23 protein-coding genes are annotated in these 19,827 nt (G+C 70.0%); 10 read left to right on the forward strand and 13 right to left on the reverse strand.

Going from position 1 to position 19,827, the window contains the following annotated elements:
• Window positions 1–122: 122 nt before the first annotated feature.
• From BCF44_RS08385 to BCF44_RS08400, 4 genes are all read right to left on the reverse strand, one after another.
• Window positions 123–785: a hypothetical protein gene (locus BCF44_RS08385; RefSeq protein ID WP_246014956.1), complete on the reverse strand. Its 663-nt coding sequence runs from the start codon at window positions 783–785 to the stop codon at window positions 123–125.
• A 71-nt stretch (window positions 786–856) separates the two neighbouring features.
• On the reverse strand, window positions 857–2,467 hold the full coding sequence (locus BCF44_RS08390; RefSeq protein ID WP_116173625.1) for a recombinase family protein: 1,611 nt from the start codon (window positions 2,465–2,467) through the stop codon (window positions 857–859).
• Window positions 2,446–2,589, reverse strand: coding sequence for a hypothetical protein (locus BCF44_RS08395; protein ID WP_246014899.1), 144 nt, complete (start codon window positions 2,587–2,589; stop codon window positions 2,446–2,448). Before BCF44_RS08395 ends, BCF44_RS08390 begins: the two co-directional genes overlap by 22 nt.
• Window positions 2,590–2,611: 22 nt before the next feature.
• Window positions 2,612–3,514 (reverse strand): LysR family transcriptional regulator, encoded by a 903-nt coding sequence (locus BCF44_RS08400; protein WP_116173626.1) that lies wholly within the window; start codon window positions 3,512–3,514, stop codon window positions 2,612–2,614.
• A gap of 91 nt (window positions 3,515–3,605) precedes the next feature.
• On the opposite strand from BCF44_RS08400, the gene BCF44_RS08405 reads away from it, so the two are divergent.
• Window positions 3,606–4,373 carry an inositol monophosphatase family protein gene (locus BCF44_RS08405; protein WP_116173627.1) on the forward strand — a complete coding sequence of 256 codons (768 nt, stop codon included), beginning with the start codon at window positions 3,606–3,608 and terminating at the stop codon, window positions 4,371–4,373.
• Between the two features lies 1 nt (window position 4,374).
• Complete coding sequence (locus BCF44_RS08410) at window positions 4,375–5,007, forward strand: NAD(P)-dependent oxidoreductase (RefSeq protein WP_116173628.1); 633 nt, start codon at window positions 4,375–4,377, stop codon at window positions 5,005–5,007.
• 3 nt (window positions 5,008–5,010) lie between these two features.
• On the opposite strand, the gene BCF44_RS08415 is transcribed toward BCF44_RS08410, so the two are convergent.
• Window positions 5,011–5,967 carry a GlxA family transcriptional regulator gene (locus tag BCF44_RS08415; RefSeq protein WP_116173629.1) on the reverse strand — a complete coding sequence of 319 codons (957 nt, stop codon included), beginning with the start codon at window positions 5,965–5,967 and terminating at the stop codon, window positions 5,011–5,013.
• A gap of 89 nt (window positions 5,968–6,056) precedes the next feature.
• Window positions 6,057–6,935, reverse strand: coding sequence for an alpha/beta fold hydrolase (locus tag BCF44_RS08420; RefSeq protein WP_116173630.1), 879 nt, complete (start codon window positions 6,933–6,935; stop codon window positions 6,057–6,059).
• Between the two features lie 165 nt (window positions 6,936–7,100).
• On the opposite strand from BCF44_RS08420, the gene BCF44_RS08425 reads away from it, so the two are divergent.
• Window positions 7,101–7,766: a DUF998 domain-containing protein gene (locus BCF44_RS08425; RefSeq protein WP_116173631.1), complete on the forward strand. Its 666-nt coding sequence runs from the start codon at window positions 7,101–7,103 to the stop codon at window positions 7,764–7,766.
• Between the two features lie 31 nt (window positions 7,767–7,797).
• A complete protein-coding gene (locus BCF44_RS08430; RefSeq protein ID WP_170217406.1) occupies window positions 7,798–8,646 on the forward strand; it encodes an SGNH/GDSL hydrolase family protein in 849 nt (282 codons plus the stop codon).
• Window positions 8,647–8,682: 36 nt separating this feature from the next.
• On the opposite strand, the gene BCF44_RS08435 is transcribed toward BCF44_RS08430, so the two are convergent.
• A complete protein-coding gene (locus BCF44_RS08435; RefSeq protein WP_116173633.1) occupies window positions 8,683–9,591 on the reverse strand; it encodes a DMT family transporter in 909 nt (302 codons plus the stop codon).
• Window positions 9,592–9,677: 86 nt separating this feature from the next.
• Here BCF44_RS08435 and BCF44_RS08440 point away from each other — a divergent pair, with 86 nt between their 5' ends.
• Window positions 9,678–10,235 carry a TetR/AcrR family transcriptional regulator gene (locus BCF44_RS08440; protein WP_116173634.1) on the forward strand — a complete coding sequence of 186 codons (558 nt, stop codon included), beginning with the start codon at window positions 9,678–9,680 and terminating at the stop codon, window positions 10,233–10,235.
• A 3-nt stretch (window positions 10,236–10,238) separates the two neighbouring features.
• Here the strand turns inward: BCF44_RS08440 and BCF44_RS08445 are convergent, their stop codons facing one another.
• Window positions 10,239–10,661: a VOC family protein gene (locus BCF44_RS08445; protein ID WP_116173635.1), complete on the reverse strand. Its 423-nt coding sequence runs from the start codon at window positions 10,659–10,661 to the stop codon at window positions 10,239–10,241.
• A 34-nt stretch (window positions 10,662–10,695) separates the two neighbouring features.
• On the opposite strand from BCF44_RS08445, the gene BCF44_RS08450 reads away from it, so the two are divergent.
• From BCF44_RS08450 to BCF44_RS08460, 3 genes are all read left to right on the forward strand, one after another.
• Window positions 10,696–11,058, forward strand: coding sequence for a hypothetical protein (locus BCF44_RS08450; RefSeq protein ID WP_116173636.1), 363 nt, complete (start codon window positions 10,696–10,698; stop codon window positions 11,056–11,058).
• A gap of 150 nt (window positions 11,059–11,208) precedes the next feature.
• Window positions 11,209–12,327 carry a sensor histidine kinase gene (locus BCF44_RS08455; protein ID WP_116173637.1) on the forward strand — a complete coding sequence of 373 codons (1,119 nt, stop codon included), beginning with the start codon at window positions 11,209–11,211 and terminating at the stop codon, window positions 12,325–12,327.
• A 3-nt stretch (window positions 12,328–12,330) separates the two neighbouring features.
• Window positions 12,331–12,972: a response regulator gene (locus BCF44_RS08460; protein ID WP_116173638.1), complete on the forward strand. Its 642-nt coding sequence runs from the start codon at window positions 12,331–12,333 to the stop codon at window positions 12,970–12,972.
• Here BCF44_RS08460 and BCF44_RS08465 read toward each other — a convergent pair.
• The 3 genes from BCF44_RS08465 to BCF44_RS08475 all read right to left on the reverse strand — a co-directional run bounded on the left by BCF44_RS08465 (window position 12,969) and on the right by BCF44_RS08475 (window position 14,950).
• Window positions 12,969–13,346, reverse strand: coding sequence for a hypothetical protein (locus BCF44_RS08465; RefSeq protein WP_147328439.1), 378 nt, complete (start codon window positions 13,344–13,346; stop codon window positions 12,969–12,971). The genes BCF44_RS08460 and BCF44_RS08465 overlap by 4 nt on opposite strands.
• A 78-nt stretch (window positions 13,347–13,424) precedes the next feature.
• The gene (locus tag BCF44_RS08470) at window positions 13,425–14,090 is read right to left on the reverse strand and encodes an NAD(P)-dependent oxidoreductase (RefSeq protein ID WP_116173640.1); all 666 of its coding nucleotides are present in this window, start codon (window positions 14,088–14,090) and stop codon (window positions 13,425–13,427) included.
• Window positions 14,087–14,950: an NAD(P)H-binding protein gene (locus BCF44_RS08475; RefSeq protein ID WP_246014900.1), complete on the reverse strand. Its 864-nt coding sequence runs from the start codon at window positions 14,948–14,950 to the stop codon at window positions 14,087–14,089. The genes BCF44_RS08470 and BCF44_RS08475 overlap by 4 nt, the downstream gene beginning before the upstream one ends.
• Before the next feature lie 35 nt (window positions 14,951–14,985).
• Between BCF44_RS08475 and sigI the strand changes: the two genes are divergently transcribed.
• Together sigI and BCF44_RS08485 are read left to right on the forward strand one after the other, a co-directional pair.
• Complete coding sequence (sigI, locus tag BCF44_RS08480; RefSeq protein WP_211352953.1) at window positions 14,986–15,819, forward strand: RNA polymerase sigma factor SigI; 834 nt, start codon at window positions 14,986–14,988, stop codon at window positions 15,817–15,819.
• Entirely contained in the window at window positions 15,816–16,166 is a 351-nt protein-coding gene (locus BCF44_RS08485) for a YchJ family protein (RefSeq protein ID WP_116173642.1), read from the forward strand. Before sigI ends, BCF44_RS08485 begins: the two co-directional genes overlap by 4 nt.
• Here the strand turns inward: BCF44_RS08485 and BCF44_RS08490 are convergent.
• Together BCF44_RS08490 and BCF44_RS08495 are read right to left on the reverse strand one after the other, a co-directional pair.
• Complete coding sequence (locus BCF44_RS08490; protein ID WP_116173643.1) at window positions 16,163–17,905, reverse strand: lipoxygenase family protein; 1,743 nt, start codon at window positions 17,903–17,905, stop codon at window positions 16,163–16,165. The two genes, BCF44_RS08485 and BCF44_RS08490, sit on opposite strands and share 4 nt — an antisense overlap.
• A 93-nt stretch (window positions 17,906–17,998) precedes the next feature.
• A complete protein-coding gene (locus BCF44_RS08495) occupies window positions 17,999–19,621 on the reverse strand; it encodes a discoidin domain-containing protein (RefSeq protein ID WP_116173644.1) in 1,623 nt (540 codons plus the stop codon).
• Window positions 19,622–19,827: the final 206 nt, after the last annotated feature.

A 19,827-nucleotide genomic window follows, 5' to 3' on the forward strand; every position in this document is an offset into this window, starting at 1 on the left:
GGCCAAGATCCTTCATCCCCCGCGCAGCACCGCTTCCGAGTGACTACCTACATCAGCACCCCTCCACGTTCAGGACACACGAGATCACGTCAGTGACCCACTTCCGGGATTGATCACCACCATCAGACACCGCTCCCCGACTCCAGTCCAGATCCCAACACTGACAGGTCGGCGTCGTCACCTCCGTTTGTTGCCGACGGGGTCTGCGGTCGCCCCGACCGAACGAGCGAAACCAACAGGCGCGATCGGGCCGCGCCCACGTTGAGCTGCTTGCGGAGTGTCTCAGCGGAGATGGGTCGCTGATGTTCGGCCCAGTGGCGAGCGTCTTCCCGGCGTGCCCTCTCCAGCAACACATCCTCGGTCAGCGCTTCTTGACGACTTGGGCAATCGTCCGAAGTCGGACTCGTCAGAGAGTCAGCCGTGCTCGACACCAAGGCCTGGAGGAACGTAGGTCCGACTTCGGCCCAACCGATCAGCAGCAGCGGTCCGACAGCATCGAACGCGGCGCGACCGTAGGTACCGGTGGACAGAGGGCCAGCCACGTTGAGCGCGAGCGTCGCCAAGCTCGCGAACACGAGAAGACGTCGCGCGGGTCGCAACTGCTCTGCCGTCGCACCGATCAGGACCAGGTGGCGCAGTCCGAGCAGGAGTCCGAGGACGGACAGGTCGAGCGCCGGCGCCACCAGGGGCGCGATCCAGATCGGCACGCCGAGTCGCATAGCCAGGTCCAGGACGTTGCCGAAGCCGAACAGGAAGGTCAATCCCACGACCAGACCTACGATCACGGTGACCGCCCGGGCTATGCGCTCCACAGGTAGCGACCGCGTCGGGCAGTCCGAACCAGTCGCTGCCGCGATCATCCGCGCCACGCAAGCTCAAGGCGGTCGGCGTGGAAGCCGCGGCGGCCATTGGCTGGCAGAACGATGACCGCGGCTAGTGCCTCCTCGATGTAGGCCCGCTTCTGCATCAACGAAAATCCGGACCAGTCCGCCCGGATCGACGCCACGCCGGCGCCATCGAACTTGGCAGTCTTGGCCGCCCAGCGCTCCTGGTCACGCAGCAGCCGAATTTCCTGCGCCTCCAACTCGGGCAGCATCGCGAAGTACCGACCAGCGGAAATCCTTCGCTCCTTGCGGGCAGCAGCGAGCTCGGCCAAGTCGGCCCTGACCTCGACCAGCTCACCCTCGTTCGGCCAGGGCTCCGGGGCAACTTGGGCATTCCGACGCTCAGCCTCGATTTCGTACTTGCGAATCACAGCGGCACTGATCCACTCATCGACCTCACGGCCGACGATCGTCACGCCGCCACCGCACCCGCCCTTCGACTTCGATTCACATGTGTAGTAGAAGCGAGTCGGATCCTTCACTCGAGACACGTGGGCCTTCAACGCCCGCATCTTCCCGCCGCAACCCTCTCGTCCACATCGGAGCGTGCCAGTCATGAGGTACGTTCGTGTATTCCTGCCGCGCCCGGAAATCACGTTGTCGCCGATTACGGAGATCACGTCGTTCCACTCATCCGGCGTGAGGACAGCGTCGAACAGACCGAGGACGGGGGTGCCGTCCGGGCGGCGGACCATCTCGATGCGCCAGGACTGCTTGCATGTCTCCGGGTTGAACTGACGAATCACCCGGGAACGGAAGCCAGCCAGTCGAGGGTTGCGGAAGACCGTCTTCACCGTCTGGTCGCACCACTTGTTGCCCAGCGGCGTCAGGATGCCCTTGTCGTTCCAGTCAGTGGTGATCACGCCGATCGGGACACGGTTCGCGAGCCGCTCGGCTGCCTCCCGAATCACCCTGGACTCGAACGGATCCAGTGTCCGCTTGTCGTCCTTCCACCCAAAAGGGCGACGCCCGCCAGTGGGAATTCCGGCTTGTTCCAACGCACGGTGCTTACGCCTGACCCTACGGGCTGTCGCCGCCGAGTCGCTCCCCTTCGCCGCGACGATCATCCGAGCGACGGTCCGACCGTTGTCGGTGAGCAGATCGAGCGTGCCGGTGATGTCGATGATCGGGCGCCCGAAGAGCTGGACGACTTCGATGGCATCCTCGAGGTGTCGATTGTCCCTGGTGAGTCGATCGATGTCGTAGACCACGAGGCCGTCGAGCCTCTGGCCGTCCGGCGTCACACCGCGCTTGAGGTCCTTCAAGGCCCCTTCGAAAATGGGGCGACGGACGCGGTAGCCGTAAGTGCCGTCGGGCATCGGCACCTGCTTGCGCTTCCACGCCGAGGTCGATGGCTCGACGTAGGTGTAGACGTAGCTCCCTTTGCGACGATCCACATAGGAGCGGCAGTCCTTCTCCTGCTCGACCTTGCCCTTGATGTCCCGACCCGTCATGCCGTACGGGCTGGTATCGATCTCGGGCTCGCCGGTGTCGAGCTCGAAGGAGAGGCGGACCAGGCCGGCGATGTTCATGCCTTCCAGGTCACCCCAGTGAGCACGGCTCACATGTTCGAACGGTTCCATGCCCTAGTCATACATTCGGCTACGTGCTGATCCAGGAGCATACCGAAGAGCAGCGCGAGGTAGTCGCCGGCGAGCAGCGCGTCGGCTTCCGGTTCCTGGGCCAGGCACACCTTGCGGGTCACGGTCGGATTGTGTCACAGCTGGTCACGGACTCGGCAGTACGGCCGCCAGCGCGGCACGGACCTGCGAGCGCAGCCAGACGTGCGGCGGGTCGGCGTCGTACCGCTGGTGCCAGGTGCAGATGACCGGCGGCTGCGGGACGGCCGCCGGGTGGGGCTCGGTGACGAGGCCGAAGGCATCGACGAGCGGCCGGCACATCGCCTCCGGCGCGGTCATGAGGCAGTCGCTACGGCTGATCACGTGCAGGGCGCTCGCGGTGGTCCCGACGGCGGCCAGCACCTGCCGGCGCAGGCCGTGCTCGGCCAGGAAATCGTCGACGGGGTCGGCGAGACGGCCGCGCCGCGAGACGAGGATGTGCTGCTGTGCGGCGAACGCGGCGAGGTCCATTCGGCCCGTGCGGGGATGGCCGCGGCGCATGACGACCACGAGCCGGTCGTGGCCGATGGTCTCGACGCCGAACTCGGGCCGGTCCGGCAGGTCGGCGCCGATCTCCAGATCGACCCGGCCGTGCCGCAGGTCGTCGGTGTCGGCCGCGCCCTCGGCCAGGAAGCGCAGCCGCACGTGCGGCGCCTGAGCGGAGACCGCGTTGAGCAGGGGTGGGGCCAGCGACAGGGTGAGCGCGTCGTGCGCCTGGAGCGTGAACGTGCGGTCGAGCTCGTCGAGATCGAGCTCCCGGCTCGGGACGAGCACCGCCTGGGCCTGCCGGACGAGATCGCGGACCTGCTCGCGTACGGACAGCGCGTACGGCGTCGGGGTCATGGTGCGGCCGGTCCGGACCAGGATCTCGTCGCCGGTCAGCTTGCGGATCCGGCCGAGCGTCCGGCTGATCGCGGGTGACGAGAGGTGCAGGCGCTGAGCGGCGCCCATCACGCTGCCCTCCTCCAGCAGGGCGTCGAGCGCGGTGAGCAGGTTCAGGTCCAATTGCATGACGGTAAATCGTAGCCTAAACAGAGTGCACTGGACTTAATCGATGGGCTCCGAGAGGCTGTTTTCAGGCCCAACGGAGAGGAAATCCGCCATGGAAGAGCTGCTCACCGACGTCACCGCCGCCGTTCACCGGGCCGGCAAGGCGTTGCTCGCCGAGTACACCGAGAGCGCCCGCCCGGCCGACCGGAACGACATGGCCCGGGGCGGCCGCCATCTCGACGCGATCGTCACCGCGATTCTCGAACCGGCGCTGTCGGCGATCCGGCCCGACGCCCGCTGGGTCGGCGACGACCAGGAGATGACCGTGCTGCCGCCGGGCGAGTGGTGGGCGGTCGACCCGATCGAGGGCGGCGTCAACTACGTGCACGGCATGGACCAGTGGGCGGTGACCGTGGCGCTGGTCCGCGACAACGTGCCGGTGCTGGCCGTGGTCTACGAGCCGGTGCCCGACCGCACCTGGACGGCCGTGCGGGGCGGCGGCGCGTACGTCAACGGGCAGCCGCTCGGGGTCTCCGCGAAGAAGGCCGTCGATGCCGCGATCGTCACGATGACCCAGCCACGCACGAAGAACCGGGAGTTCGGTGCCGCGGTGGCGGCACTGCTCGACCGCGCGCTGTTCGTGCGCTCGACCGTGCCGAGCACCTTCCCCCAGCTGGACCTGGCCGCCGGTCACGTCGACGTCTACTGGCAGTACGAGTGCGACCTGATCGGCGTCGCGGCGGGCGTGCTGCTGGTCACCGAGGCCGGCGGGGTCGTCACGAACCTGCGCGGCACCGCCTGGCAGCCCGGCGACGCCGACATCCTCGCCGCGGCGCCGGGCCTGCACGAGGCGTTCCTCTCGATCCTGCGGGAGATCTGACATGCGGGTCGCAGTGCTCGGCGCGTCCGGCGCGACCGGACGCCTGCTGGTGCAGGAGGCGCTCGACCGGGGACTCGAGGTCACGGCGATCGCGCGGGATCCCGCGCGCATCCCGGTGCCCGACGGTCCAGGTCTGACCAAGGCCAGGGCGGACGTTAACGACCCGGACTCGATCGCCCGCGCGGTCGACGGCAGCGACGTGCTGCTCTCCGGGCTCGGCATCGCCAAGGGCGACAAGGTGGGCACGCTGACCGCCGGCGCGAGGGCGGCGGTCGCCTCGGGTGTGCCGAGGGTGATCTGGCTGGGGGCCTACGGGAGCGGGCAGTCGGCCCGCGCGGCCGGCGTCCTCACCAGGACTCTGCTCGGCGTCTTCATGAGGGCCGAGTTGGCCGACAAGGTCGCCGCCGACGGCTCGGTCCTCGCCGCTGGCGGGACTGTCTTCCATGCAGGCCCGCTCGGCGACGGCCCGTCCGGCCCCAAGCGCCGCACCCTGACGTTGGCCGAGGCGCCGAAACGCCTGTTCCCGGCGGGCGTCAGCCGCGCCACCGTGGCCGCCGCGATGGTGGATGAGGCTGTGACTCCGCGCTTTCCCGGCCAGACGGTCATTCCCGTCAACGACGCATCCAAGAACTGAGGATCACACGGTTCTTAGCGCCGCAGTGGTCTTGCCGGTGCGCTCGCGGAGCAGCACCCGAAGGGTGTTGGCCTGTTCGTAGCCGACCCGACGGGCGATCGTCTCCAGCGACAGATCGGTGGTGCGCAACAGATGCGTGGCGCGTTCGATCCTGAGGTCCTGGACGAAGCGGATGGGCGAGGTGCCCATGATCCGCTGCACGGACCGCTGGAGCGTCCGCTCGCTGACGCCCAGCCGGCGGGCGGCGTCGGGAACGCTGATGGGCCCGGCGAGATGGTCCCGCACCCACCGTTCAAAGGCGGCGACGGTGGGGTCGTTCTGGGCCAGCGCGCTGGGCATGATGTACGGGGCCTGCGACGGCCGTTCGTCGACGACGAGGTAGCGGGCCACGAGGTCGGCGACCGCCGGGCTGCCGGCGCGGACCAACGCCAACGCCATGTCCAGGTGGCCGAAGGCCGCACCCGCCGTGGTGATCGCGTCCTCCTGGACCACCATGCTGCCCTGGTCGAGCTGGATATTGGGGTAGCGGGCCCGGAAGACCGGCGCCAGCCACCACGTGGTCGTCGCCCGCAGATGGTCGAGGATGCCGGCCTCGGCCAGCAGGAACGTGCCGGCGCACGCGGACGCGATGGCGCCCCGGCGGGCGCGGGTCCTGGCGATCAGGTCCCGCGCCGGCCGGGAATGCTCGCCGGTGGCGAACTCGACCACGCGCTCGGGCCGGCGCTCGTTGACTGCGGGCACGACCAGCAGGTCCGCCGACTCCGCGCGCGCCACCGGCGCGCAGTCGACGAAGTGCCCGGCGGAGGTGCGCACCCACGGGGAGAACCCGACGGTCGTCACGGCCCAGCGCGGAGCCTCGGACAGCTCCTCCGCCAACCCGTTGGCGGTGTCGAACACGTCGAGAACGGCGGCCAGTCCCAGGTCGAACACACCGTCACACACCAGGACAGCGATCTCCATGGCGAAAAACCCTAGCAACGGAATATCGTCCGGAGCGGGCATTCCGCGCCGTCATTGCGACCAATTCCCTCGCGGCTGAGAGGGCCGCCCTAATAGGCGAGGAACGGCAGCATGTGTTCGAGCAGGATCTCCGGCGCCTCCTCGGGGATCCAGTGCCCGCCCGGAATCACCGCGCCGGTCACGTCGTGGGCATACTTCCGAGCCTGGTCGGGCACGATTTCGCCGAGCGCGCCCTCGGCGCCGATGGCCAGCACCGGCATGGTCAGGGCCGTGCCGCGATTGCGGATGGTGTCCTGGACGTCACGGGGGAACGTGGTGAAGTACTCGTAGGACGCGCGCAGGTATCCGGGGCGCCGCAGGGACTGCGCGTACTCGGCGAGCGCCTGCTCGTCCACGCCGCCCTTCACCAGTTCCATCCACCCGATGAAGCCCTCGATCCAGATGTCCTCACGGCCGACGACGATCTTCTCCGGCAGGCCGTTGTCGAGCGTGAAGAAGCCGAAGTTCCACAGGCCGGGCCCGTTGCGGGTCCACGCGGGCAGCTCGTACGCCAGCTCGTCGACCAGGGGCGCCTCCAACAGCGCCAGGCGTCGCGTCGAACTCCGATGGGCGGCCGCGTAGGCGTAGGCGACCATGGTCCCGATGTCGTGCCCGACGACGTTGACCTGCTCGTCGAGCCCGAGCGCGACCAGCAGCTGGTGCACGTCCTCCGCCAGGGTGGCCTTGTCGTATCCGCTCTCGGGCGCGTCCGAGCCGCCGGAACCGCGGAGATCGGGGGCGATCACGGTGTACCGCTCGGCGAGCGCCGGCATGACCTTCCGCCACGAATACCAGGTCTCCGGATATCCATGCAGCAGAACAACCGCGGGACCGCCGCCGCCGATGGCATAGTTGACCGTGATTCCGTTGACCTGAATCGTCTTCTCGACGAACCCGTCCGGGGTCGTGGACGCGGTGAGCAGCGGCATTTCTTTCCTCCTCGGGTGACTGCACCGAAAACTAGGCCGTCGAACGGCGGCGCAGCAGAGGCGAAACCGCCAGGAACGATCGCGATCCCGACACGGCCGGAACGCGACAGCTCGCCGACAGGTTCCGCCGAGCAAACGCTCAAGATCGGTGGCGACTGTGGTGGCATGACCGCCACCGTCTCCCGACTGGGCATTGGAGCACTCGCCGTCGGCGCCGCGCTGATCGCGTTGCTGGGCTTCCTCCCCTCGGACCGCCCGGTCAGCGCGCTGCGGCAGACGATCAGCCAGTACGGCCTGACCGACAACCGCTGGATCTTCAACGTCGCAGTGATCCTGGTGGCGCTCGGCTCGGCGGGGATCTTCGGCATCCTCCACGCGCAGAAGCGTTTGCCGGCGAGCTCGGCCGTCCTCGGTGCACTGTGGACGGTCGGACTGCTGGTGATCGTGGCGTTTCCCAAGACGAACTGGGCGATCGAGGCCACCACCAGTGCCACCGGCACGCTGCACCGCATCGCCAGCGTGGTGGCGTTCGTGAGCCTGCCGGTGGCCGTTCTCCTCGCCGCGGCAAGGGCATTCCCGCACGCGCCACACCGCCGGACGCTGGCCCGACTGCTCGGCTGGGCCTCGCTCGGCTGGTTCGCCGCCATCCTGGCCGCGGTGCCGGTGGGCGTCGCGGTCGGCGGGAACTGGTGGGAGCTCATTCCGCTGGGGTTGATGGAACGCGGCCTCGCGTTCACGGAAGTTGTCGCGCTGGCCGCAATCGCCGTCCCCGCCGTCAAATCCCTGCCCGATGAAACAGATCGCTTGCTGGCCCCCACGCAGCCCACCTAGCGTGCTTTCAGTTGCGCTGAAAGGGGTTTTGATGCCAGGAAAGTGGCTGATCGCGCCGGCGACGGCCGCCGCGCTGATGATCGGCTCGGCCGCGGCGGCCTCCGCCTCGACGCACGCCGCGCCGTACTATCTGTCCCTCGGCGACTCGCTCTCGGTCGGCTTCCAGCCCGACGCGCAGGGCGTCGGCCATCCGACCGGCCAGGGATTCGACCACGACGTGCAGGCCGACCTGGGCCACTCGGTGCGGCTGACCGAGCTCGGCTGCCCGGCCGAGACCACCACCAGCATGATCAACGGCGGCGTCTGCGCCTACCCGGGCGCGAAGTCGCAACTGGACGCCGCGGTGAACTTCCTGTCCGCGCACCGGGGTCAGGTCGCGCTGGTGACGATCGTGATCGGAGCGACGGACGTGGAGAACTGCGCCACGCCGACCGGCATCGACCTCGCCTGCGTCGGGCAGGGCGTCGGCGCGATCCAGGCCAACCTGCCGGTGATCCTGGACCGTCTCAAGGCGGCCGCCCCGAACACCGGGGCCCGGTTCGTCGGCGTGAACCTGTACGACCCGTTCCTCGCCGCTTTCGTCCAGGGCGACCAGGGCCAGGCACTGGCCCGCCAGTCGGTGCCGCTGACGCAGCAGGTGAACGGCATCCTCGCCGCCGCCTACACCAAGGCCGGCGCGAAGGTCGCGGACGTGGAAACCGCCTTCCACACCACCGAGTTCACCTCGACCACGCCGCCGCTGAACGTCGCGACCATCTGCGCCGACACGTACATGTGCGCGGCGCCGCCGGTGGGGCCGAACATCCACCCGAACCCGTCCGGCTACCGGCTGATGGCGAACGCCGTGGAGGCGCAGCTCCGGCACTGCGCGTACGAGTGACGGCTCGGGGGCGGTCGAGCTTGGCCGCCCCCGAGGTCACCCGAACTGGATCAGCACCGAACCGAGTACCAGCAGGCCGAGACCGACCAGCCGGGGCGCGGTGAGCTTGCGGCGGACCATCCGGAACAGGCCGAGGCCGTCCACGGTGGCCGACGCGATCTGCTGCCCGGTAACGGTGAGCGCCACCGTGCCGGCGGCGCCGATGGCCGGCACGACGAGGAACGTCACCATCACGTACACGGACGCGCAGATCCCGCCCAGCCAGCCCCACCACGGCATTTCCCGCAGCGGCGCGAACTTCGGCGCGGGAGTCCGACCCAGCAGCCGCAGCGCCACCAGCACGACGAAGATCGTCAGCACCGCGACCAGGAAGCTGATCATGTCGACGGTGACCGGATTGCCGACTATCTCCCGCAGCGACGCGTTGACGGCGGCCTGGATCGGCAGCACGCCACCGCCGACGATGCCGAGCAGGAGCCACGGAATCCCGCCGCGAGCCACGACGCCGCCCTGGCCGCGGATGATCACCACGATGCCGGCGAGCAGCGCGACCACCCCGAAGGCGATGCCGGCGCTGACCGGCCGGCGCGGAATGTCGAAGAGCCCCAGCAGATCGATGGCCAGCGACGAGATCATCTGACCCGTCACGAACAGCCCGCCGGCGGCCAGCGCGCCCAGCCGTGGGAACAGCAGGATGCCGCTGGTGATGTAGATCGGGCTGGCCAGGCCGCCGAGCAGCTGCCACGGCCGGGCGTGCGCGAGCTGGGTCAGGCCGCCGAGGCCGCCGATCGCGACCGTGGCGAGCACCAGCACGCCGGCGGCCACCCCGAGTTGCAGCGTCGACGCGCCGTACGGCGTGCCGACCGCCCTGGTGAGCTGCACGTTGACCGAGGCCTGGATCGCCAGCAGACCCCCGATGAGCAGCGCCGACAGCGCGAAGACCATCCTCCACCCCCTAAGTGGACACAGTGACCGGTTAGCGACCCTAGTCGAGAAGCGGACACAGTGTCCAGATGGTTTAGGGTGACGTCATGTCCATCGAGCGCGCCGACGCCGCCCGCAACCGGGCCAAGGTGCTGGCCGCGGCCGCCCGGCTGTTCGCCGAGGCGGGCACCGACACCGTGACGATGGACGAGATCGCCAAGGCCGCCGGCATCGGCCGGGCCACGCTGTACCGCCGCTACCCGGACACCCGCTCGATCGCGCTGGCGCTGTTGGACGAGCACGAGCGCGAGTTGCAGGCGAAGATCATCTCCGGCGCGCCGCCGCTGGGCCCGGGCGCGACCCCCGGCGAGCGGCTGGCGGCGTTCCTCGCGGCCCTGGCCGACCTGCTGGAGCGCCATCTGCATCTCGCGCTGGGCGCGGAGACCGGGCACGCCCGCTACACCACGGGGGCCTACGCGCTGTGGCGGTCGCACGTCCGGCTGCTGCTCGCCGAGGCCGGCGCGGAGGATCCGGACACCTTGTGCGACATGGTGTTGGCCCCGCTGGCGCCGGAGGTGTACTGGTTCCAGCGGCACACGCGGGGCCATTCGGCCGAGCAGATCACCGCCGCGTTGCGCCTGATGGCGTCACGATTGTCCGATTAGGAATCACGGGGCCACGAAGACGCAGAACGGATGGCCGGCCGGATCGGCGTAGACCCGCAGCGGCTCCTCGGGATCGGACGAACGGTCGTACAGCAGGCGCGCGCCCAGTTCGAGGGCGTTGCGGTGCGCGGCGTCGAGATCCTCGACGGTCGGCACGGTGAGGTCCAGATGCAGCTGCTGCGGGTGCGGTCCGGTCGGCCACGTCGCCGCCGGCAGCTCGTCCACCTGCTGAAACGCGACCTGCGGCCGGTCGGCGGCGTCGCGCAGCACCAGCCAGTCGCGGCCGCGCGGATCGGGCTCGCCGGCGGCCGGCGGCTCGTCGCCCGGCCGGTAGCGCATCCCGAGCAGGCGGCGGTAGAACTCGGCCAGCGCGCGGGCGTCGGTGGTGTCCAGGACGACCTGGCGAAGAATCGGCGCCGTTTCCACGACAACCAGCCTCGCACGGTCCTACGCTGCCGGCATGCCGGTCTCCGAAACCGTCCGCGCCGCCGCGCGCGGGTTCCTCGATCCCGACGACGAGATCCGTTACGTGTTCCCGGCGACGCTCGTGATGAGCTCGCGGCCGTACGTGGTGGTCGTGGTGAGCAAGCTGGCGGTGAAGGTGCTGACCGTCGGTCGCTGGGGCGGGCCGCCGACGGGCCTGGAGGTGGAGTACCCCCGGCAGACCCGGCTCGGCCCGGTCGACACCGACAGCATCGAGCCGACGTTCACGCTCGGTGGGCTGCGGTACGAGGTGGACGAGGAGTACGTGGCCGTGATCAACGCGGCGGACCTGGAGCGCGGGGCCGGCGAGCTGCCGCCGGACCCGCTGCCCGACCTGTAGACGTTCGGAGCTGGTCGGACGGTGGCCGCCGATGTGTGTCCACATCGGACGCCGTCAGGTCGATCGGTCGGCGGCCTCCGTCCAGGGACCGGTCCGGCTCTGACTTTCGGCCGACCTGCGGAGCCGGCCGGACTGGCTAGGCTGCCCCACATGCGCTACCTGTGGGCCCTGTGCTGGCTGGCCGGCGCGGCGCTGCTGGTCACGCTCGGCATCGTCGACTACCTCGCCGGCACGATCCGAAGCGACCAGCTCGGCATGCTCCAGCTCGGCTCCGGCATGCTGGCGTGCCTGGTCGCGCTGGTCGGCCCGGCGCTGGGCCCGGCCATGCTGCCACTGGTCGCGCTTGTGCCGGCGGGAACCTCGCTCGCCGCCACGTTTCTGGGCGCGACGTCGGCGGATCACCGTGCGCCGCTGGCGTTCGCCGCGACGGCGTCGCTGTGCTGGCTGATCGCGCTGATCGCCTGGCGCGCGCGGACCGTGCTGGCCGCGATCACCGTGCCGGTGCTGACCGCCGCCATCGTGCTGCAACCCCTGTGGGCACAGGGAAGCGGCATCACCACGATCGCCGCGCTGGCCCTGCCGCTGCTGGTGCTGGTGGCGATCGCCGCCGGGGTGTCGGCACGGCTGGTCGGGCTGAACCGGGCGCGGCAGGCGGACGCGATCCGACTGGCGCAGCGCGCCGAGTTCGCCCGCGACCTGCACGACTACGTCGGCCACCACGTGACCGGCATCGTGCTGCTGGCGCAGGGCGCGCGGGCGATGGCGGACAAGCAGCCGGAGCTGGTGCTGCCCGCGCTGGAACGGATCGAGCAGGCCGGCACCGAGGCGATGGCGACCATGCGGCGCATGGTCGGCCTGCTCCGGGACGCCGACGCGGCCGCCGACTTCAGTCCACTTGCGACGATCGCGGACGTCCAGGAGCTCGTCACGGAGTTCGGGCCGACCGCGAGGCTGGAGCTGGACGGCGATTTCGACGGGCTGCCGGCCGAGATCCAGTCCACTGTGCACAGAGTGGTGATGGAGTCGCTGACCAACGTGCGCAAGCATTCCGACGGCGCGCGGGACGTCCGGGTGCTGGTGTCGCGGGCGGCCAAGTGGATCAACGTCGGGGTCGCCGACGACGGCCGCGGGCGCCATGGCGGCCGTGCCGGTTTCGGGTTGCGGGGGCTGACCGAACGCGTGACGGCGCTGGGTGGCAGCATCAAGGCCGGACCGCGCGCCGCCGGCGGCTGGATGGTCGAGGCGAGCCTGCCCGTGGAGAGGGACTGACCCGTGCCGATCAGGGTGTTGATCGCCGACGACCAGGCGATGATCCGCGCCGGCATCGCGATGATCCTGGCCGCGCAGGACGACGTGGAGGTCGTCGGCGAGGCCGTGGACGGGATGCAGGCGGTCGAGTTGGCCGGGAAGCTGGCGCCGGACGTGGTGCTGATGGACATCCGGATGCCCAGGATGGACGGCCTCCAGGCGCTGCGGCAGCTGACCCGGCCGGGGCTGGTCGACCCGCCCAAGGTGGTCGTGGTCACCACCTTCGACGACGACGAGTACGTCTACCAGGCGCTGCGCGGCGGCGCGTGCGGCTTCCTGCTCAAGGACTCCGGCTCCGCGCTGCTGGTGGAGGCGGTCCGCGCGGCCGCCGCCGGGGAGGCGCTGGTCAGCCCGGCGATCACCGTGAAACTGTTGCGGCAGCTCAGTTCCCCGTCCTCCGCCCCGCCGGCCGACCTGTCCGCCCGGGAGCGGGACGTGGTCAAGCTGGTGGCCAAGGGGCTGACCAACACGGAGATCGCCGAGCGGCTGTTCATCTCGCTCGGCACCGTGAAGACGCACCTGGGCAACGTGCAGGCGAAGCTGTCCGCGCGCAACCGGGTCGAGATCGCGATGTGGGCGTGGCGGTCGGGCATCGTCGAGCGCTAGTTCTTGGTGTCCTCGGTGATGTCCGCCTCGCACTGGGCGGAGCCCGTGCCGTCCTTGCGCACGGTGTCCTCCTGCTCCACGGTGATGGCGCAGGTGAGGGCCTTGCCGTCGGCGGACTTCGCCGCGATCGACACGTGGCCCAGGCCGATGGCCAGCGCCTTCTGCTTGTACGGCAGCGTCACCGTCTGGGTGGTCGTGGTGGGCTTTCCCTTGGGGGACTTGTCGTCGGGGCCCGTCGGGTAGACGACGGTGACCTCGGCGCTGCCCTGGCCGGCGACCTGGAGCGAGACCTCGTAGGTGTAGCTCTTGCCGCTGCACCCGGCGAGCAGCCCGGTCGCCGCGAGGATCGCGAGCACGGGAAGGCTTTTGTTCATGGCGTCCATCCTGTCGACAGAGGCGCGGCCGCCGCCTCTGTCGATGGACGGATTCGATCTCTTACTTTCGGCCGAGGTTCAGGTGGCGATCCCGACCGCGTGGCCGATGGTGGTGGGGTCGTTCACCGCGGCCAGCATGAAGTGGGCGACGTCGGCGCGCGGGATGAGCGCGCCGCCCCGGATGTTCTGTTCCGGCGCCACGCGGTAGACACCGGTCAGCGGCTTGTCGGTCAGCCGGGGCGGCCGCACCGACGTCCAGTCCAGGCCGCTGGCCCGCAGCACGTCCTCCATGATCGCGAGGTCGGCGTAGTGGGCGCGGAGGACGCGTTTCACCATGGGGGTCAACACGTTCCGCATGACGAATCCCTCGCCGGGGTCGTGCCGAGGCGGGTTCGGGCGGTCCGGCGACGGCACCGTCGACACCGGGGCGGCGCTGACCACCACGATCCGCCGCGCGCCGGTGGCCTTCATCGCCGCCACGATCGCCCTGGTGCCGGCGGAGGTGATCCCCGCCAGTCGCGCGTTGCGCGGACCCAGGCCGGACAGCACCGCGTCCGCCCCGCCGACGGCAGTCTCCAGCGCCGCGGGATCCACAGCGGACAGATCGGCGCGGACGGTGTGCACGGTCGATGGCAGTTTGCTCGGATCCCGCACCACGGCGGTCACCTCGTGGCCGGCCGCGATCGCCTGGTCCAGGACGCAGCGGCCGATGCCGCCGGTCGCCGCGAAGACGGTGATTCTCATGGCATGCTCCGGAAGACATAGGCATTGTCGGCGGCCCAGCGGGCGAAGCTCAGCGCGGGCCGGCCGAGGATGCGGCGCACCTCGTCGGTGATCACCGCCGGGACGCCGACCGACCGGGCCTGGATGCCCAGCAGCCCGTCGACGAAACCGGTCGGGAAGCCGCGTCCGAGCATCGCCTGCCGGGCTGCCTCCGGCGGCACCTCGCGGTACGTCAGGTCGCGGCCGATCGCCGCCCCGATCCCCTGGACCTGCTGTTCCTGGGTCAGCGACTCCGGGCCGGTCAGCACCGGCCGGGTGCCGAGCAGGTCGTCGTCCAGCAGGGCCCGGACGGCGACCTCGGCGATGTCGCGTTCATGGATCGGCGCCGAGGTGGCCCGGGCGTGCGGGCCGTGCACCACATCGCCGCGGCGGATCTGCTCCGCCCACAGTCCGAACGCGTTCGCAGCGAACATGTTCGGCCGCAGCGCCACCCAGTCCAGGCCGCTGGCCGTCACCGCCCGCTCGACCTCGCGATTCCGGTCGCCGCGGAAGCGTGACGGCTGGTCTTCCAGGTCGTCGTCCACGTTGGCGGCCGACAGCGTGACCACCCGCCGCACCCCGGCGGCCCTGGACTCGGCCAGCAGACCGTCGATGGTGTCGCCGACGGCCCTCGGATTGGTGAACAAGCCGGTGACTCCCTCCAGCACCGGCTCGTCCACCACCTCTACGATGCGCGGCAGGCCCGCCGGGTTCCGCGCCACCGCGCGCACCTTCACCCCGGCGTCGACCAGCAGTTCCACGAGTGGGCGGCCGACCGTGCCGGACGCCCCGGTTATCAGGATCATGTACTCACGACGGCGCAGCGCCGCCGAAAGTGACATGTCACTTTTCGCGGAGCCGTATCGTCGTACCCGTTGTGACCAGCTTCGGTGAGGTGTGGCGGGCCGACCGCCCGTACCTGGTGAACCTCGCGTACCGCATGCTCGGCGACGTCGGCGCGGCCGAGGACGTCGTGCAGGAGGCGTTCGCCCGCTGGTCGGCGGCCACCGACGTGGCCGACGACCGGGGCTGGCTGACCGTGGTGACCAGCCGGCTGTGCCTGGACCAGCTGCGGTCCGCCCGGTCCCGCCGCGAGCTGCCCGGCGCCGTCGCCGACTCGGACACCCCGCTGGCCGGCTCGCCGCCGGCCGACCCCGCCGACCGGATCACCCTCGACGACGAGGTGCGGCTGGCGCTTCTCGTGGTGCTGCAACGGCTTCCGCCGGCCGAGCGGGTCGCCTTCGTGCTGCACGACGTGTTCGGCATGCCCTTCGAGTCGGTCGCCGAGTCCCTGGGCCGGCCGGTCGCCACCTGCCGCCAGCTCGCCCGCCGGGCCCGGCAGCACATCGCCGCCGACCGGCCTGTGCCCCGTGACATCGCCGCCGACGAGCACCAGCTCGTCACCGAGCGGTTCATCACCGCCTGCGCCACCGGTGACCTCGACGCGCTGGTCGGCGTGCTGCATCCCGACGTCTGGGGCCTCGGGACGTTCGGCCCGAGCACCGAGCGTCACGGCGCTGCCGACGTCGCCGAGGGCCTGCTCCGGTTCCTCCGGCGGGCGACCGTCGTCTCCGCTCCCCCGGTCCTGCTCGCCTACCTCAACCGCCAGGAGTTCGCCGTGCTCCGGCTCACCTTCGCCGGCGACCGCGTGGCCAAGATCGTCGCCACCCCGGGCCGCGACTTCGCGGCGGGTGTCAGAATGCGGCCATGACGTGTCCCTGCGGCCTCGGCGGCCCCTACGTTGACTGCTGCGGCCGGTTCCACCAAGGCGGCAACGCCCCCACCGCCGAGCTGCTGATGCGCTCCCGGTACACGGCGTTCGCCGTCGGCGACCGGGCCTACCTGCTGCGCACGTGGCACAGCACGACCCGGCCCCGACGGCTCACCCTGGACGACACGGAGTGGACCCGGCTGGAGATCCTCGACAAGGACAAGGGCGGCCTGTTCGACTCCGACGGCATTGTCGAGTTCAACGCCCACTACACCGGCGGTGTCCAGCACGAACGGAGCCGTTTCCTCCGTGAAGACGGCAAGTGGGTCTACGTCGACGCCGTCTAGATGTTGGTGCTGTTGGGAATCAGTGACGGCCGGAGGTAGGTGTAGGGCCGCGACCGCCGCCGGTTGCGCGCGGTGATCTCGTCCTCCACGGCGGCCAGCTCGGACCGGAACCGCTTGTGAGGGGCCGAAACCGCGCTGCCGGCGAAGTCGTCGCCGTAGTCGCCGAGCACGCCGTGGTGCACCGAGCCGAGGAAGGTCATCACGCAGAACTGCTGCACGGCGACGTCCAGCGGCGGCAGGTTGGCCAGCCAGTCGGCCTCGCTGTGCCCCAGCCCCTTCGGCTCCTCGGTGTACCCGGCCAGCGGATTCGCCGGCAGGAACGCCATGTGGTCGGCCTGCGTGAAGTTGACGGCGGCGTGCTGCGGGCCGGCGGTCCACACCACCATGGTCAGGATCTCGACGAGGTCGTTGCGGTCCAGGATCTGCCCCGGCGTCGCCCCGAAGTCCCGAACCTGCCCGCCCTCGGCCGACGCCACCTCCGCCGCCCACGCCTGGAGCTCGTGGTCGCCGACCACGTCCGCGTCGGACTTGTAGTAGCCGCCGACGAAGTCGCTGACCCAGCGATAGATCGAGTTCCACACCAGCAGGCCGTCGTCCCGGTACGGGTGGTGCGGCAGCGCGGACACGCTGTCCACGCCGGCGGAAGCCAGCTTGGTCGGCAGGTAGTTGTCCCGGAACGAGCGCTTCGAGCGGTGCTCGGCCAGCCAGGGATAGGTGCTCTTGAGGTCGGAGCCGATCAGGTACTCGACCGCCCGCCCCGGCTGGATCAGCAGCTCCACCGCCAGCTTGTTGATGGACATCGTGCCCTCGAAGTGCCGGCGCAGCAGCACCGCCACCGGGTGGTTGGCCGCCAGGTTGCGCACCGCCGCGATCAGCACCGGCTCGCTCATCAGGTGCGTGAACCCCAGGTGCGTCAACACCTCGTGGTACGTGTTGTGCGCGGCCAGCACGCAGTTCTTGGCCAGCTGCCACGAATAGCCGTCGGCCGGCGTGTAGACGTCCCGCCCGACCGGATTCTGTCCACATTGGATCGCGAACGGCTTCAACGGGCCGCCGCCGCGGGCCACCACGAACGCCACCATCGGCGCGTACATGTACTTCGGCGACTGGGGATGCGTGCCATTGTCCAAAGCGGACATCGCCTCGTAGTCGATCCAGTACACCCGGCCGGCGGCGATGGCGTGGTCGAGGTCCTCGCCCAGGTGCCCCGAGGCCAGGTGATCCGACGTCAAGGGGAACTTCCCCGGCACGCGGTCCATCCGCTCCAGGCGGGTCGGGTCCGGGCCGGCGACCATCACCTCGGCGAAGTACTCGTCGGTCCGGAAGTCCACGGTCGCGGGCGGCTGCTCCACCCGCGCGAACACGTCCTGGAATGCCTTGATCGTCTTGTCGTGGTGGTCGCCGGTGACGCCGCCGGGCAGCGGCATGAAGTACTCGACGATGCCGCCCATGTCGCCCTCACGGACCATGGTGGCCAGCTTGTGCGGGGCCAGCGGCTGCAGGTCGTTGACGAAGTTCCACTTGCCCTGGCGCTTGAGCCGCAACAGGTTCAGCCGCAGCTCCTCCTGCTTGGCCAGCGCCTTGAGCTGCCACGCCGCCACCGGCTCGTGCTCGGCGCCCAGGGTGGACGACACCGGGAAGCCGAAGTCCATGGTGTAGCGGTACTCACGCCGCACGGCGGCGAGCTGGTCGGCCCGCTCGCCGCGCGGGTCGTGCTGGGAGATCAGGTACTCGGGCAACGCGGCACTCCTCGACTGGTGGCTGATCCCACCAAATCAGGCGCGCCGCGCCGCCCGAGCCCGGGCAGGACGATCAGGCACTCAACTGTGCACTTAGGACCCGTACACCTGCATCTCGTAGAGCGAGTAGCCGTAGCTGGTGCCCCGCTTGGTGCCGTCCATCCGCACGTACCGGCCGGATCCCGCCAATCCGGTGAGGTCGTCGGCGCCGCCGTTGCCGGTGGTGGTGCTGTAGATGGTCGTCCAGTTCTGGGCGTCGTCGGAGACCTGGATGGTGTACGCCTTGCCGTACGCCGCCTCCCATGTGAGCTTCACTTCGCTGACGCTGTGCGTGGCGCCGAGGTCGACCTGGAGCCACTGCGGGTCGGAGCCCTCCTTGCTGCCCCAGCGGGTCGAGGTGAGGTTGCCGTCGAAGGCCTTGCTCGCCGCGTACGTCGAAGACTCCACAGAGGACGCGGTCGCCGTCTTCCCCTGTGACAGCAGGGTTGCCGTGCCGCCGCCGGTGCTGACGGTCAGCGCGAACGCCGCCGACTTGCTGTCGGAGCCGGCCGTGCCGACCACGTTGAACGTGCCGGACTTGGCGGTGTCCGAGGCCGTCACGGTCAACGTCGAGGTGCCGCTACCGGAAACCGAAGCGGGGCTGAACGAGGCCGTCACGCCGGAGGGCAGGCCGGTCGCGGACAGCGCCACGGTCCCCGTTCCCCCGCCGACGGTCACGGTGGCGGTGGTCGAGGCGCCGGGCTTGACCGTGGCCGACGCCGGGTTCACCGCCACCGACAGGCCGGTCTGGCCACCGGCCGGGCTGAAGGTCCACTTGCTGACCGTGCCCGAACAGCTGCCGGTCCCCAGCGTGCCACTGGAGTCGCGGAAGCACTTCTTGCCGGTCTGGATGTCGTTGATGGTGCCGTCGGGGTTGATCGACAGCTGGCTGTTCGGCCCGCCGTCGCACTTGCCCAGCTTGACGGTGCTGCCGGAGATCGTCGCGCACTGGTTGTTGATGACGAGGAACGCGCCGTGGAAGGTGAAGGTCTGCTCGGCGGAGCCGTTGCAGGCGGCCATCTTCAGCGTGGTGCCGGACGAGGAGCTGTTGCCCGGGTCGTCGATGCACAGGCCGGTGGAGTTGTTCTTGTACGAGCCGACGGTCTGGTTGGGCTTGGCGCCGCCGTAGCAGGCGCCGGTGTTGATGTTGAAGATCGGCGTCGAGTCGTAGTCCTCGTTCGACGGCGGGTCGACGACCACCGGCTCCATGGTCGGCGTGTTGTCGTCGTTGTAGTGGGTGAGCGCGTCCTCGCAGTCGATGGCGTCCATGGCGTTTCCGCCCTTGCCGCCCAGCCACAGGTCCAGGTGGTGCAGCTTGGGGCCGCCGTTGGGGCCCTTGCCGTTCCAGTCGGCGCTGCACTCCTCGCAGCTGTCCTCCATGATGAAGTACTTGCGCACCCGCGGCACCCACACCTTGGTGCCGGGCGCGAGCTCGCCGCTGTCGGTGGCGAACGTGATCGGGTCGCTGTACGTGCCGGTGCCGCCGGCGGTGCTGTGGATCTGCGGATAGGAGATGTCGCCGCCCGGCGGGGTGTTGTCCCACCAGCCGTAGAAGGTCAGGAACGTCTGATCGGTGGTCGCCGCGTCGGCCGCCGAGCTGGTGAACAGCGCGGCAAGCGCGGACAAGACGACGAGGACAGCGGTCGCCACGGACGTGACGAGCCTGCGCCGACTCATGGTGCCTCCGGGGTCAGGGCGGACGCGGCGGCGGGGTGGACGAAGACTCACTCCTGGGACGGGTGAAGTCAATATTGTTAGGAAAGTTCTCTAACAATTAAGTCGATGTCACTCGTTCGGCTCAGTGGTGTCCGGGAACCGGACTGGCCCGACCGGGCAAAGACGGGGTGTAGGCCCACCGAAACCCGAAGGGGGACACCATGGCG

Source organism: Kutzneria buriramensis, from assembly GCF_003387475.1.
Lineage (GTDB): Bacteria > Actinomycetota > Actinomycetes > Mycobacteriales > Pseudonocardiaceae > Kutzneria > Kutzneria buriramensis.